The organism is Flavobacterium sp. LK-23 (assembly GCF_058135255.1).
In genome coordinates this window covers 1-13,968 of the sequence record NZ_JBYUVT010000011.1, presented here as the reverse complement: position 1 = coordinate 13,968, position 13,968 = coordinate 1, and the positions used below count along the sequence as shown (strand labels likewise).

Genomic DNA, 13,968 nt, shown 5'->3' with positions numbered 1-13,968 from the left:
TTTGGAGATCTTAAATCACTGTAATCTACTAATTTGTGGCAAAAATCTAAAATCCAAGAATTAAGTTTGCTACTCCAAAGTAGAGCATAATTCCGAATACGTCGTTGGTCGTTGTGATAAACGGACCAGTCGCAATTGCGGGATCAATTTTATTTTTATTTAAGAAAAGAGGGACTAAAGTTCCTAAAGTCGCCGCAAACAAAATCACAACAATCATTGAAATTGAAATCGCAAATCCTACTAAATACTGCTGATACATGATAGAATGATAGCATAACAAAAGAAACGAAATGATACTTCCGGAAATCATTGAAACGGTAATTTCTTTAGTAAAATAAGCACGGCTGAAATCTTTAAGTGTTCCGTTTGCCAAACCTTGTACTACGATTGCCGAAGCCTGAACTCCGATATTTCCAGCAGTTGCCGAAAGTAAAGGAACAAAAATGATTAGTGTAGAATATTTCTGAAAAGTTGCTTCATTGCCTTTCAAAACAAAAGACGCTACAATTTCGATCACCATTCCGATCAAAAGCCATGGCAAACGCGCTTTGGTTAATTCGTAAACGCTGTCATTCGATTCAACGTCTTGGGTAATACCGGCAGCTAACTGGTAATCTTTATCGGCTTCTTCCTTTATTACGTCTACGATATCGTCAATGGTAATTCTTCCCACCAAACGGCCTAATTCGTCAACAACCGGAATTGCCTCTAAATCGTATTTCTGCATGATACGAGCGACCTCTACGTCTTCTGTATCAACATTTACAAAATTTAATTTTCGGATATAGACTTCACCAATCTGAGTTTTGGTAGAAGAAGTCAGTAAATCTTTCAGCGATAATCTTCCTTTTAATCGGTTTTCATCATCGACTACGTAAATAGAATGTACTCGAGATACATTTTCAGCCTGAATTCTCATCTCTTTAACGCAGGTCAAAACGTTCCAATTTTCATTCACTTTTACAAGCTCTTTACCCATCAAACCACCTGCAGTGTTTTCGTCGTAACGCAAAAGATCAACAATATCTTTGGCGTGTTCAACGTCTAATATTTCAGAGATTACTTCCGCTTTGATTTCCTGCGAAAGTTCTGCGATAATATCGGCAGCATCATTGGTTTCAAGCTCGTCAAGCTCTTCTGCGATTTCCTTTGGTGAAAGTCGGCTTAAGATATTTTCACGCAGATCCTCTTCCAATTCAAGAAGAATCTCGGCTGTTTTATCACTATCTAAAACCTTAAAGATATAAGTTGCCTCGTCGAAATCTAATTCGTCTAAAATTTCGGCAATATCAGCGTGGTGCAGATCATTAAGTAAAACTTCTAATTCATTGTCGTTTTTCTTATTGATCAGCTCCTCTAGCTGGTGTATAAATTCTTTACTAACTTTGAACTCCATCGGTTTCTATTTTTAGAGTTAGTTCAATAAATTCATCGACGCTAAGCTGCTCCGGACGTTTATCAAAGATAGTGTCTTCTCGCAAATGGTCTGATAAATTTAATGTTTTCAAACTGTTACGTAATGTTTTTCGTCTCTGCTGAAAAGCGGTTTTTACAACTGTAAAAAATAACTTTTCGCTGCAAGGAAGACTGTAATCTTCCTTTCGGGTCATTCTCATCACACCCGATTTCACCTTGGGCGGAGGAATAAAAACGTTTTCATCAACCGTAAACAGATACTCTGTAGTATAGAAAGCCTGGGCTAAAACGGATAGTATTCCGTAGGTTTTCGAGCCTTTCTTTTCGCAGATGCGCTCGGCTACTTCTTTCTGGAACATTCCTGAAAATTCAGGAATCTGATGTTTAAGATCTAATGTCCTAAAAACAATCTGAGAAGAAATATTGTACGGAAAGTTTCCAATTATGGCAAACTGTTTGTCTTGGTAAACTTCATTTATATTATACTTCAGGAAATCCTGAGAAATAATCTTGTCTTTTAATTTTGGATAATGTGCATCCAAATACGCTACAGATTCGGTATCGATTTCTATAACATGTGTAGTAATTGGCTTTTCAAGCAAATACTTAGTAAGCACACCCATTCCTGGTCCTATTTCTAAAACCTCATCGTACCCTTTCAGACTTAAAGTGTCTGCAATAGCTTTTGCTACGCTTTCGTCTTTAAGAAAGTGCTGTCCTAAATGTTTTTTGGCTTTTACTTTTTCCATTTCATTTCTTGTTTGCCACGAGGGCGCAAAAGTATTCTTTTTTTTGCCACAAAGGCTCAAAGACACAAAGATTTAATTTCTTTTGACTGAATACTAATTACTAAAAACTGAACACTAAATATTAGTGTTCCGAAATAACTTCCAATTCTGTTCTAAAAGAAAGCATTTTATCTGCAAATAAACCTAATGCTTCTCTATGAAATTCTGGTTCGTCTTCGATATAAAACTTCTCTAGCGTTTCCTTGCTGTCTGTTATGTATTGCACAGAATACGTAATTCCGCCCATTTCTTCTTCAACCAAAACTTTTACAATTCGCGCCGAAGAGAATTTATTAGTAGCCAGAATTTCTGGTATGTGCTTTTCTTGCATCCATTTTAACCATTGGTCATGAACGCTTTCGTGTATGTTTGTGGTAACGTTGTAAATAATCATTTTTTCTAAGGTTCTGAGATGCTTAGATTCTAAGGTTCTGAGTTTTTCCTCTTGCCTCTTAAATCTTTTCAAATCATCATTTTACTAATTTTTATTCTTGGAATTTGGAATTTAAAATATTGGAATTTATAAATTCTTATCCCCTCTTAACTCGCGGTATTTTTTTCTGGCATCGACAAAGTAAATACTGTCTTGATGATTAAAAATTACCTTTTCATATAAAGGCTTTGCCTTTTCTGGATCTTTTAGTTCGTCGTTGTAAATTTCGGCTGAGAAAAATAGCGCTTCATCAACATAAATTCCGTCGCTGTGATTGTCTATAATCTGCTGGTATTGACTTAAAGCCGAAGCAAAATCTTTCTGGCTTTCGTAAACTTTTCCTAAACGCAATAATGTTACGGCTTCTATTTCCTGACCTTTATAGGTTTTTAAAATATTCTGAAACTGTGCAATCGCTTCTTGTTTTTTATTCTGATAAATTAAAAAATCTCCTTTTGCAAATTGTTTCAGTGCCACTTGAGTCGAATCTGCTGCGGTATTATCATTAATTAAAAGAAAATATTCTAAAGCATCGTTTGCAATTAACTGCGTATTGGCTGCTTTTAATTCTTTAAACTGTTTATTCGCCCATTCGAAATCGCCTTTGTAATAACTTGTTTTAGCCGCTTTCAAACTCGCTTCGTGCGCCATTACATCATTCTTTAAATCCAATTGAATCTGCGAATAGTAAATAAGTGCCTGATTGTACTTTTCTTCTAAAAGCAGAATATCAGCGAGCTCCATTTTAGCGTCTGCCTTTTGATATTCATTTAAATTTAATTCTAAAGCTTTTTTGACAACTGCCTTTCCTTCTTCTGTCTTTTTCAAATTAAAGGCCAGAAAATGGGCTTGAATGATTTGCAAAGATAAGGTAAAAGGACTGATTTCGTAAGTTGCCAATAATTGCTGCAATTCTTGATTGATGGCTGGATAATCTTTTTCCTGCGCTTTATCGATCTTAATTTGCATTAAATAGGCATTACACTGAATCAGTAAATCACGATCTTTTGTGTTTTGGAGAATAAAATTCAGAATTTCCTCAGCCGTATCGGTGTCTCCTTCATTCATCGCAAACTGACTCAAATTGACGATACTCATCAACGATTCTGGTTCGCGTTTGTAAATGGCTTTTTCCTGAATAAAGGCTTTTCCAAATTCCTTTTGCTGCACATAAAACCAGCTCAAATAATGATTCCAAAAAACATCCTGATCTTTCTGGGTTTTCAAGATTAAGGCTTTTCGCATTGCATCTTTAAAAGCCGTATTATCGGTTTCGCCATTCATGAATCGCGACAGTTGCGTCTGAATCAAATTGGTATTCTGTGGATTTGTAAAAGATTCTGTCAATAACAAATCAATCATTAAATCGGTTTTACCTAACTGTCCATACAACATTCCGATCTGAAAATTGAAATTGAAGTTTGGCTGAATCTGCATTGCAGTCTGATACGCTTTTAAAGCATATTCTAATAATACTTTTTTCTCAAACGAACTCGCAACTCCATACACATCGTTTGGATTTACCTTTATTTTTTCGATCGCCTGTTCGTAGTAATTTTTAGCTTTCGAATCATTTTTCTGTAACTGAAAATTATATCCCAATTCAACCAAAAACACACCTTGTTTGTAACGATTGTAACGATCTTGAATAGCTTTTTCGGCGTTAGCAAACTGTTGCAATTGCTGATAGCAATCTACAGTTCGTAAAAAATACTGCGTATTGGATGGCGCGCTTCTTAAAAGCTCTTCATAACTGATCTTAGCTTTATCAAAATCACCTTTGTCATAATAATACTGAGCCAGCTGCTCGTTTTGACCAAACGCCAAACCAGAACATAATAAAACGATTCCGATCAATATGTTTCTCATACTGCCTTTTTATTTAGTTTTTCAGTCGCAGTCGCGGTTTTCAGTCATACCTAAACTGCAAACCGGAACTTTTTTAGTTTTTAGGTAACTGTAAACTGTCACTGTATACTGAGACTTTCTTAGTTTTCCAAAAAATCAATCCTAAACCAATTAAAATAAACGGGATGCTTAAAATTTGTCCCATATTAATCAGCATATTGTTCTCAAAAGCTTCTTGATTTTCCTTGAAAAATTCAATTATAAAACGAGCTGTGAATAATAAAGTTAAGAAAGTTCCAAAGATTAATCCTTGTGCATTTCTAATTTTTTCTGATTTGTACATATAAAACAGAATTCCAAAAATCAACAAATAAGCAAAAGCTTCATATAATTGTGTTGGATGTCTCGGGATTAGATCGTCTCTTTCAAAAACAACTCCCCAATTTCCGTTGGTTGGTTTTCCGTAGATTTCAGAATTCATAAAATTCCCCATTCTGATAAAAGTACCCGTTACAGGAACAGCAACTGCCATTTTATCTAAAAGTCCTAAAAACTGAACTTTATATTTTCGGCAGTACAAAATCATTGCCGTTATAACTCCGATCGATCCTCCGTGACTTGCCAAACCTTGGTAACCCACAAATTGATAAACTCCTTTTATTTTCTGAATCGGTAAAAGAATTTCTATCGGATGTTTCAAGAAATACTCCGGTTCGTAAAAGAAACAATGTCCAAGTCTAGCGCCTAAAACGGTTCCGACAATTACATAAATCAATAAAGTATCGAGATTATCTAGCGAAAGATTTTCTTTCTTATAAATATTTCTAACAATGTAGAAACCTAAAAGAATTCCGCAGGCAAAAAGAGCTCCGTAATATTTTAAAGGAAAACTATCTGTAATCCAGAAAATAACAGGATCTACGTTCCAGTTTAAAATTCCATTCATCATGCTCCGTTTTTTAATTTCTATAAATTAAGAAAACCTAACAGGTTTTAAAACCTGTTAGGTTTGTATCTTAAAAACTATCTTTTTTTAGTTTATAATATCAAATCCGCAGTAAGGACGTAAAACTTCTGGTATTACAATTCCTTCTGGAGTTTGGTAATTTTCTATAATTCCAGCCAAAACTCTAGGAAGCGCTAATGAACTTCCGTTAAGTGTGTGCGCCAATTGATTTTTTCCGTCTTTGTCTTTAAAACGTAGTTTCAAGCGATTTGCCTGGAACGTTTCAAAGTTAGAAACAGAACTGATTTCTAACCAACGATCTTGCGCTGTAGAAAATACTTCAAAATCGTAAGTCAAAGCCGATGTGAATCCCATATCTCCTCCGCAAAGACGTAAAACTCTGTAAGGCAATTTTAATTCTTTTAAAATATCTTTTACATGTTCTACCATTCCGTCTAAAGCTGCGTAAGAATTATCAGGATGCTCCACACGCACAATTTCAACTTTATCAAATTGGTGCAAACGGTTTAAACCGCGAACGTGTGCTCCGTAAGAACCAGCTTCACGACGAAAACATGGCGTATAGGCCGTATGCAAAACTGGCAAATCACTTTCGTTTAAAATAACATCGCGGAATAAATTCGTAACTGGAACCTCAGCCGTTGGAATCAAATATAAATCATCGATTGTAGAATGATACATTTGTCCTTCTTTGTCTGGTAATTGTCCCGTTCCAAAACCTGAAGCTTCGTTTACCAAATGAGGCACCTGGACTTCGTTGTATCCTGCAGCTGTATTCTTGTCTAAGAAATAATTGATCAAAGCACGTTGCAGCTTTGCTCCTTTTCCTTTGTAAACAGGGAATCCTGCTCCAGTAATTTTTACACCCAATTCAAAATCGATAATATCGTATTTCTTTACCAATTCCCAGTGCGGTTGTGCGCCTTCATGCAAAACTGGAATATCTCCTTCTTGAAAAACATTCAAATTGTCATCTGGCGTTTTTCCTTCAGGAACAATATCTGCCGGAAGGTTGGGTAAAGTGTATAATTTATTGGTTAACTCAACAGCCAAAGCTTCTGCTTTTTCGCTCAGTTCTTTACTTTTCTCTTTTAGTGAAACTGTTTTTTCTTTTAAGATTGCGGCTTTCGCTTTCTCTCCAGCTTTCATCAATTCACCAATATCTTTGGACAATTTATTAGATTCTGATAAAGTATTGTCTAATTCCACCTGTGCAGCACGACGATTTTCGTCTAATTGAACCACCTCTTCAACAACGCTTTTAGCATCGATATTTCGCTTTGCTAAAGCCTTGATTACTTTCTCTTGATTTTCTCTAATAAATGCAATTTGTAACATAGCTTGATTTTTATAACTATTGTATTTTTTATAACGGAAGCAAATTTAAGGAAATGTTTGTTAACAATAGGTCAAAGTTTTGCAGTAAAACCGAAATCTCCTATAAACAACAAAAGCACTATAAAAGTGCCCTTGATGTTATTTCGCTTTTTTTGAATTTTACTCCAGAAAACGATGTCTGTCGTCTCTGTGAAAAGCGTATTCTCTTCCGTTATACTTAATCTTCTCTAATTCTTTTTTAATTTTCAGATCACTTTTTTCTGCGATTCCGTTTTCAGCATCACTTTCGAACGCTTCTTCATAAGAAAAGTTTTTGGTTATGATCAAATCAAAATAACCATTCGTTTTATGATCCGAAAAGCTCATACCGGTTTCTAGAGTTTCTACTTGAAAAGTCCCGCTTCCGTTAGAATCGCCATTCGTTAATCGAATTGGATATTCGTATAAGACCTTTTTAATTTCATTGTCAGCCAAAGTAACCAATGTGAATTTCTTCTCCGAATACAAAACAATTCTACTGCTTGCACTCGCTTCTGTATAAAAGGCAATTGCTGGAGTATTTTCGTTTAAAAAAACAAGTTCTTTCAAAATATGCGATTTTGAAAACTGAATGGCTTCATTATCATAATAACCTAGATTCTCATCAAATTCTTCGGCAATTATGCTTCCGTCTTCCCGATTCACAAATAAGTATTTACGCTGAAAATAATTTCCCATTTCTTCTTCATCTGGAGATTTCAACACTTTTTTATCGTGCGCAACAGTTGTCAGGACAAAAAAAGTGGTTTGATTATCAAAATTGATGGAACTCGATTCGGCAATTTTAATATCTGAATATTTGATTTTTAAGTTTGATGCTACTATGGAGAGCAACTTCAGATTCATTTCTTTAGAATCTTCGATCTCATCCAGATTTTTAAAAATGAGTTTTTTTATTGGTTTTTTATTAAGACCAAGATGAGCTTGTGTTTCCGAAAGGAGTTCCTGATACTCAACCTCGGCATCGTTTGGAACCTTTTCATTTTTCCCGCAAGAAAACAAAAACATCAAAACGGTGCTTAAAAGAATCGTTTTTTTCATAGACTTAGGTTTGTTAGAAATTTTAGGGCATTTCAAATATATAATTTTCTTACAAACCACCGCAAAAAAAATAAAAACTTAATCTCTCTTAATTTCGTGTCCTATAAACTCTTCCAGTGTTGCAAACATTTCTTCTACCGAAAGCACTTCTGTATCGGGATGCGATTTTAAGAATGCAGCATTCAATTCAACCAAATTTTCATCCAATTCAAAATAAGCATTGTTGTTTAGTAAATCTTTGAAAGCATTTAGAGTATCGTATTTCTCTTTTAGAAATTTCCCTAATTTGATCGTACTCTGCAAACGCAGCTTACGGCATTGCTCTTTAAACAATTCCAAATGTTTTTCTGCTCCAATTAAAGCTAAACCTTCTTCTATTAATTCGTTCAATTCTTTATTCCACCCCGAATCATAAACGAACTTAGAAAAATTTCCTTCCGTATATTTTGAAGCGTAAAAATCTAAATAATAACTCATTAAAGCATCTTCGTGAATTAAATCGTCGTCTATCTTTTCTTCGCGCATTAAATTGATTACTGAAATATTCGAATTGACAACGTCTTGCGGATTTTCACTATTCGCTGCAGTTTCTGAAATTATGATTTTACCGAATTCCATTTGAGTTTTTGTTTAAAAGATTGTGATGCAAAGTTGGGAGAAATAATAATATAAATTACATTTTTTTGCATGTTTCTAGCTCATTGAGCTTTAATTTCGTCATTCCTAAATAGAAAAACTGTATTTTAGCATTATCTAAAGCTCTTCCGCCAATTAAAAACTTCCAAATAAATACATCGCAAAAATGTATCATTTAGACCACTCCATAGATTTGAAATGAAAAAGATAATATCGACTCTTATTAGTTCTTTTGGAAATGATGACAGAACTAATTTTAATAAAACATTTACTTATCTGGAAGAAGTTGGAAAAATACTGCCTCAGTCCAAAATTTGTTTCGATCTTTTAAAAAAGTTGAATTTTCAAACTACAGATTCAGAATCATACTCTTTAATAACAGCTTTACATAAAATACAATATCCATCAAACCCCACCGATCATTTTTATTTCTTTTTTCCAATAGTAAGCCATATTCTTTACTATAAACCTTTATATGAAAAAGAAATTTTAAAATATTTAATAGGTCCAAACTTTGCGAACGGCACATCGGAAGTCGAAGAAATGATAGAGGTCATTAATGGCGCCATGAAGTATAAATTAAACGAAAATCAAAACTACCTCAGCAAAGAAAGCCAAGATTGGATTACCAACGAATTGCCAAAATTGAAAAATGAAGTACAACGCGAAATAGATATTTGCTGGAAAGAACTTGAAGACTAAATTTTATGGCGATAAACTTGGATCAGAATGATGGTAAAGTCGTTGAATTTTGGCATGAAAGCGGAGAACTTTATTACACAAATAAGTCGTTTCAAACTTATATAAGAAAACAAATGCTAATAGATGAGAACGGTATGAAGTAAAATAAAACCTTTTGCATCACATTTATTTGTTATTGAGCACAATCTTTCTTCAAATTTAGCGTTATCTTTATCTAATAAAAGATGCAGATAAAACTAAACACCTTTTACGCAACTATTTGAACAAAAATGCATCTGTTTATATAGAGAAGGCTTAATACAAAAAGTCTTTGCAACCAAAACCAAAACCATGAAAAGGATTATCCTAATATTTAGCATATTGCTAGCTTTAACGAGTTGCGAGAACGATGATTTGCCAAATTCTGATGTGCAATATTCGTTGATTGCTAAAGGAGATTCTTTTCCAAATGATGAAAGTCTTGCGCCAATACATTTAATTATTAAAGACCAAAAAGCTTGGGATAAACTAATTGCAGAAATGAATGTTTCTACCAATTTGTCTAAAGATTTTAAAGAAATTAATATTGATTTTAGCAAATATCAAGTTATTGCTGTTATAGATAAAACTCAAAATACAGAAGGCCATTCGATCGATATTGTTGAAATTACCGAAAATCGAAATACCATAATTGTAAAAGTAGAAAGACTAAAAAGCGGCAATAGCACTTTAAAACTATCAAGACCTTACGACATTATCAAAACAGATAAGACAGACAAAAAGGTTATTTTTGAGCAATAATCTTTATTAAATTCCCTTATTCTCTACCAGCAAATTTTTCAATTCATTGGTTTTTAAATAAGCGGCAAAACGTCCAGATAGCAATAGCATTTCTTTTTCTTCTGGGGTTGTTTTTAGTTTGGTTTCAACATGCGAAGCATATTCATAAAGCATTAAAAGTTTACCTGCGTCAAAATCTTTAAATTTTTCCTTATCCAAGCTAGAAAGAATAGGTTCGCCGTATTTATCTTTCTTAAAACTACCTGCACCAAATTTTGCAATCAATTCTGCTTTAAAATTACCATAAAGTTTCAGCCAATTTCCAGCATCATCATCGGTTTCTTTTAATTGCGCGACTAAATCTTCATAAACTTGATCTTTTTTTAAGGTTAATAAATAATCACGCAAAGTCGTAAAACCAATAACTTGATAATTTGAAGTCGGAATTTTATATTTTTCCAGCACATTTTCGACATCTTTTTCAAAAGTCATGTATCTGGTTTGAACCGTATATAAAGAAGCTGTTTCCAGCAAAGAAAGCAATCCGATTTTACCATCGTTTATAAAAGGCGCTTTCTTTCCTTGCCCTAAACAATCGATAAAAAGTGCTTTTTTGTTTTTGTCTTTAACTTTAGAATCATTGTGAAGCAGTTCTATCAAAGTTTCGTAACCCATATTATCAGAAGCGCCACCATCAATCACACATAAAATTTTATCTTGATTTTTGATTCCGAATTTCGTTTTAGGAAGAACTCCAGGAAAAGCCGAACTAGCCGTAATCGCATAAGTTAGTGGAAAATCATATCCATTATTGATATGATTTTCGTCAAGCGAAAGTGAAGCTTTATTTGGAGCCAAAGACGAATTGATTTTTAAGGCTCGAATAATATGTGGCATAAACGGAAAGCGTTCTCCATTGTTATAAGCCGTTCCATTGGCCACCATAATGGGCAACTGCGGATTGAGTTTGCTATCTTTCGGAATAAAGAAATCCGACAAAAGCATTTGAGTCTTAAACTTATTCTGATTTTCTGGATTGGCGCTATCGTATTGCAAAACTTCCAGATCAAGACGCTGCGCCATCGAGACTTTTTCTCCTTTTTCGTTTCTGCCATTATTTAAAAGAGAAAAAATAGTAGCCGATTTATTGACATCCGATTTGAAAGCATCGGCTTTTGAAAAATAAAATTCGTTAAAGGAACAATTATCATATTGCAATCTATTTTTCAGAATTGTCAAGTAATATCCCGCCGAATAGCATCCGCCAGAAACAGTCGAAAAATAATCGATTTCATTTAGAAAATTACGACTCGAATTGCCTTCTTGAATTTCTTCTAGCCCCAAAAGAATACCCATGCTAAAAAAACTGCGCTCTTGATCCACCGCCAGATATAGCAACTCCCAAAGCAATATTAGGATTTTGGATTCGGTTGTCGCGATCTTGAACCGATTTGTATTCGTTTAAATTGACTGCAGGAATCGAATTGTAGTTAATCTCAGAAAAAAGATTAATCTTATTTTGAGCCATCCCTTCATTTATTAGAAAAAGAAAAAAGAATCCTATCGAAAGCTTTTTAAATATCATAAAAACGAAAATATTGTTTGGAAGGTTTAAAATTAACTGAATTAATTCAAAATGAAATCTTTGCCTAGTATTTTTTAACTTTTCCCTTATTTTTATTTTGACGATATTGCTCAAATAAATTTCAAACTATAAAAATCATGGAATTAGAAAAGGGACCAATTTTTCAGGATAATAACTTTGTTTTTACCGAATTTAATGGTTTAAAATTACTAGAACTAGTAGTTTGTGAAATTCCAGAAACAAAAGAACCTCTAATTGTTTATATAAAAATCGAAAATCATAATTTTTATCAATATTTTCTTGATGCTGGAATAGGATTCTGGCAAAACTGGAACATAATTGACAAAGATGAAGATGACTCCTATAATTATATTGACAAAACCCATGAATTTGATCTTTTTGGAAAGATAATTTCTAAAATCTGGTGTGAACCTCAAAAAAATAATAGTCAAATAATTATTGCTTTTGAAGAAGGGAAAAAACTAATATTAAGAACAGTAAACCCTGATATTTTTGATTCAGAGTGCGAACTTATTTTAATAAAATAAAAAAGCTATATCATAAAGAAATATAGCATCTTACTTTTAAGTTCTTGTCTATTCTTTTGATTTCGAAAGCAAATTATTAATCAAAAAGTAATGCTAAAATAACCATGAAAAACAAAACGTGTCTATGAAATACAAGAATAAACCGTAATTTTATTCCATTAAGAATCGGTTTAGATTCAAAATAGGAAAATATGAGCGGAAGAAAAGCATTAGAATATTACGTTTTAGACGTATTCTCAAACGAAAGCTACAAAGGAAATCCACTTTCGGTTGTTTTTACAGATGGAAATTTAAAATTAGAAACTTATCAAGATATTTCTAGAGAATTTCGCTATTCTGAAACCTCATTTGTCTATTATTCTACAAGAGAAAAAGCACTTGTAGTTCGTTCATTTACGCCAACCGGAATTGAAATCGATGGCGCAGGGCACAATTTATTGGGCGCAGTGTGCGGAGCTCTTCTAAAAGGAATTCCCATTTTTGAGGAGCAAAATGAAAGCGAACCGTTTGTAATTATGAACCATTCGGCAATTCCAGTATCAGTAAGTTTCGATTTGGATAATTATTCACCAGTTGTTCAAATGCATCAAAAATCGGCAGTTATAAAAAGCGAAATTCCAACTTATAGAATTGCGGTGGCACTGGGCTTAAAGATTGAAGATTTGGATGTAAATTCTTTTGTTCCAACAATAGTTAAAACAGAAGTTGCGCATACAATGGTTCCTATAAAAAACAGTCAGATATTGAACAGCTTTGTTCCAGACAACCAGCTTTTAATTCAGATCTCAAAAGAATATAATTTTGAAGGCTTTTATTGTTTCGCTCCAGCAGAGGAAGGTCAGGAACATATAGTTGAAACAAGGTTTTTTAATCCGATAATCGGAATAAATGAAGACCCAGCAACGGGAACAGCCGCTGGCCCTTTAATTGGTTTTTTAACGCAAAAGAAATTTACTAAACCCGATAAAGAGTATAAAATTCTTCAAGGTGTTAAACTAAAGCAGCCCTCAATGATTGAAGTCATGAATCGTGACGAAGATATTTTGGTGGGAGGTTCTTCGATTATTACTATGAAAGGAGAACTTTATATATAATTATTTAAAAACCACAAAACGTAATCTTTTTATTACTTTTGCGGTTTACAGAATATTTTATATCATGAATCCAAAAGATCTCATAACTACAAGTATCGAAAAAACTTTACTCGAGCCTTTAACTCAAACTGGATTTACTTTTTCAAAAAGTACTTTAACTTTTAAAAGAAAGGTTGATGAATTTGTCCAAACGATTCATTTTCAGCCAAACAGACATAACCAAGAAAATGTGTCTGCAGAGTTTTGGATCTTTTTTGGAGTTTCGTCGAAGAAATATTTAAAATGGCATCTAAATGAATTTGGAGAAAATGCCATAAATGACAATTTAGGAGGAGCAATGGATTGGAATATTAGAGATTGGGAATTTCCAGTCATCAATGGTAAAAAAGAATCTCATTTTGAAATCATAAATGAAAAAGAAAGAGAGAATGTACTTCAAAAACTAAAAAATAATGTTTTAAATATAGGAGTTCCATTTTTAGATAATCTTTCAAATTGGGAAAATGCTGCATATAAATTGATTGAAGAAAAATGGTTTCATTATAAGGCTTGTGATTTTTTCTTAATTGCAGGAAATAAGGAAAAAGCACTGCGGGTATTACATCAAGGAATTGATTATTGGGATAAAAATCCAAAAGCATCTTTTCCAGACGATAAAGAGAAAATTCAAATTCGGTTAGATAAGTTTTTTAGAAAATTGTCTAGTCCTGAAAAAGTGATACAGGATTAATAAAAAATAAAAATACAATTTTAGACAGTAGTAAACTCATGTTT

The 13,968-nt window shown here is 33.3% G+C and carries 15 protein-coding genes; 5 read left to right on the top strand and 10 right to left on the bottom strand.

Annotated features, from left to right (window positions below):
• Positions 1-46 precede the first annotated feature (46 nt).
• The 8 genes from mgtE to AC3Y25_RS16040 form a co-directional block, all read right to left on the bottom strand.
• On the bottom strand, positions 47-1,396 hold the full coding sequence (gene mgtE / locus AC3Y25_RS16075) for a magnesium transporter (RefSeq protein WP_489903427.1): 1,350 nt from the start codon (positions 1,394-1,396) through the stop codon (positions 47-49).
• Entirely contained in the window at positions 1,380-2,165 is a 786-nt protein-coding gene (gene rsmA / locus AC3Y25_RS16070; protein ID WP_095930325.1) for a 16S rRNA (adenine(1518)-N(6)/adenine(1519)-N(6))-dimethyltransferase RsmA, read from the bottom strand. The genes mgtE and rsmA overlap by 17 nt, the downstream gene beginning before the upstream one ends.
• 121 nt (positions 2,166-2,286) lie before the next feature.
• The gene (locus tag AC3Y25_RS16065) at positions 2,287-2,598 is read right to left on the bottom strand and encodes a DUF4286 family protein (RefSeq protein ID WP_008465514.1); all 312 of its coding nucleotides are present in this window, start codon (positions 2,596-2,598) and stop codon (positions 2,287-2,289) included.
• Positions 2,599-2,724: 126 nt separating this feature from the next.
• Positions 2,725-4,506, bottom strand: a complete 1,782-nt coding sequence (locus AC3Y25_RS16060; protein ID WP_427875568.1) for a tetratricopeptide repeat protein — start codon at positions 4,504-4,506, stop codon at positions 2,725-2,727.
• A 73-nt stretch (positions 4,507-4,579) separates the two neighbouring features.
• Positions 4,580-5,434: a prolipoprotein diacylglyceryl transferase gene (gene lgt / locus AC3Y25_RS16055; protein WP_489903426.1), complete on the bottom strand. Its 855-nt coding sequence runs from the start codon at positions 5,432-5,434 to the stop codon at positions 4,580-4,582.
• 84 nt (positions 5,435-5,518) lie between these two features.
• Positions 5,519-6,790 (bottom strand): serine--tRNA ligase, encoded by a 1,272-nt coding sequence (gene serS, locus AC3Y25_RS16050; protein WP_427875570.1) that lies wholly within the window; start codon positions 6,788-6,790, stop codon positions 5,519-5,521.
• A gap of 159 nt (positions 6,791-6,949) precedes the next feature.
• A complete protein-coding gene (locus AC3Y25_RS16045; RefSeq protein WP_427875571.1) occupies positions 6,950-7,870 on the bottom strand; it encodes a hypothetical protein in 921 nt (306 codons plus the stop codon).
• A gap of 78 nt (positions 7,871-7,948) precedes the next feature.
• Positions 7,949-8,488: a DMP19 family protein gene (locus AC3Y25_RS16040; protein WP_427875572.1), complete on the bottom strand. Its 540-nt coding sequence runs from the start codon at positions 8,486-8,488 to the stop codon at positions 7,949-7,951.
• 216 nt (positions 8,489-8,704) lie between these two features.
• On the opposite strand from AC3Y25_RS16040, the gene AC3Y25_RS16035 reads away from it, so the two are divergent.
• Both AC3Y25_RS16035 and AC3Y25_RS16030 read left to right on the top strand, forming a co-directional pair.
• Complete coding sequence (locus AC3Y25_RS16035) at positions 8,705-9,208, top strand: hypothetical protein (protein WP_489903425.1); 504 nt, start codon at positions 8,705-8,707, stop codon at positions 9,206-9,208.
• 330 nt (positions 9,209-9,538) lie between these two features.
• Positions 9,539-9,988, top strand: coding sequence for a protease complex subunit PrcB family protein (locus AC3Y25_RS16030; protein ID WP_095930289.1), 450 nt, complete (start codon positions 9,539-9,541; stop codon positions 9,986-9,988).
• Between the two features lie 6 nt (positions 9,989-9,994).
• Here the strand turns inward: AC3Y25_RS16030 and AC3Y25_RS16025 are convergent, their stop codons facing one another.
• On the bottom strand, positions 9,995-11,311 hold the full coding sequence (locus AC3Y25_RS16025) for a hypothetical protein (RefSeq protein ID WP_489903424.1): 1,317 nt from the start codon (positions 11,309-11,311) through the stop codon (positions 9,995-9,997).
• Positions 11,312-11,324: 13 nt separating this feature from the next.
• A complete protein-coding gene (locus AC3Y25_RS16020) occupies positions 11,325-11,495 on the bottom strand; it encodes a hypothetical protein (RefSeq protein WP_489903423.1) in 171 nt (56 codons plus the stop codon).
• 194 nt (positions 11,496-11,689) lie between these two features.
• Between AC3Y25_RS16020 and AC3Y25_RS16015 the strand changes: the two genes are divergently transcribed.
• From AC3Y25_RS16015 to AC3Y25_RS16005, 3 genes are all read left to right on the top strand, one after another.
• The gene (locus AC3Y25_RS16015; protein WP_489903422.1) at positions 11,690-12,100 is read left to right on the top strand and encodes a hypothetical protein; all 411 of its coding nucleotides are present in this window, start codon (positions 11,690-11,692) and stop codon (positions 12,098-12,100) included.
• Between the two features lie 191 nt (positions 12,101-12,291).
• Positions 12,292-13,194 (top strand): PhzF family phenazine biosynthesis protein, encoded by a 903-nt coding sequence (locus AC3Y25_RS16010; protein WP_489903421.1) that lies wholly within the window; start codon positions 12,292-12,294, stop codon positions 13,192-13,194.
• A gap of 64 nt (positions 13,195-13,258) precedes the next feature.
• Positions 13,259-13,924, top strand: coding sequence for a DUF4304 domain-containing protein (locus tag AC3Y25_RS16005; protein WP_489903420.1), 666 nt, complete (start codon positions 13,259-13,261; stop codon positions 13,922-13,924).
• Positions 13,925-13,968: the final 44 nt, after the last annotated feature.

Excerpts from the sequence above, each read along its gene's own strand:
- mgtE (WP_489903427.1), bottom strand. The coding sequence starts at position 1,396 with ATGGAGTTCAAAGTTAGTAAAGAATTTATACACCAGCTAGAGGAGCTG.
- AC3Y25_RS16015 (WP_489903422.1), top strand. The coding sequence starts at position 11,690 with ATGGAATTAGAAAAGGGACCAATTTTTCAGGATAATAACTTTGTTTTT.
- AC3Y25_RS16060 (WP_427875568.1), bottom strand. The coding sequence starts at position 4,506 with ATGAGAAACATATTGATCGGAATCGTTTTATTATGTTCTGGTTTGGCG.
- AC3Y25_RS16045 (WP_427875571.1), bottom strand. The coding sequence starts at position 7,870 with ATGAAAAAAACGATTCTTTTAAGCACCGTTTTGATGTTTTTGTTTTCT.
- AC3Y25_RS16040 (WP_427875572.1), bottom strand. The coding sequence starts at position 8,488 with ATGGAATTCGGTAAAATCATAATTTCAGAAACTGCAGCGAATAGTGAA.
- AC3Y25_RS16020 (WP_489903423.1), bottom strand. The coding sequence starts at position 11,495 with ATGGCTCAAAATAAGATTAATCTTTTTTCTGAGATTAACTACAATTCG.
- AC3Y25_RS16035 (WP_489903425.1), top strand. The coding sequence starts at position 8,705 with ATGAAAAAGATAATATCGACTCTTATTAGTTCTTTTGGAAATGATGAC.
- AC3Y25_RS16005 (WP_489903420.1), top strand. The coding sequence starts at position 13,259 with ATGAATCCAAAAGATCTCATAACTACAAGTATCGAAAAAACTTTACTC.
- rsmA (WP_095930325.1), bottom strand. The coding sequence starts at position 2,165 with ATGGAAAAAGTAAAAGCCAAAAAACATTTAGGACAGCACTTTCTTAAA.
- AC3Y25_RS16030 (WP_095930289.1), top strand. The coding sequence starts at position 9,539 with ATGAAAAGGATTATCCTAATATTTAGCATATTGCTAGCTTTAACGAGT.
- lgt (WP_489903426.1), bottom strand. The coding sequence starts at position 5,434 with ATGATGAATGGAATTTTAAACTGGAACGTAGATCCTGTTATTTTCTGG.
- AC3Y25_RS16065 (WP_008465514.1), bottom strand. The coding sequence starts at position 2,598 with ATGATTATTTACAACGTTACCACAAACATACACGAAAGCGTTCATGAC.
- AC3Y25_RS16010 (WP_489903421.1), top strand. The coding sequence starts at position 12,292 with ATGAGCGGAAGAAAAGCATTAGAATATTACGTTTTAGACGTATTCTCA.
- serS (WP_427875570.1), bottom strand. The coding sequence starts at position 6,790 with ATGTTACAAATTGCATTTATTAGAGAAAATCAAGAGAAAGTAATCAAG.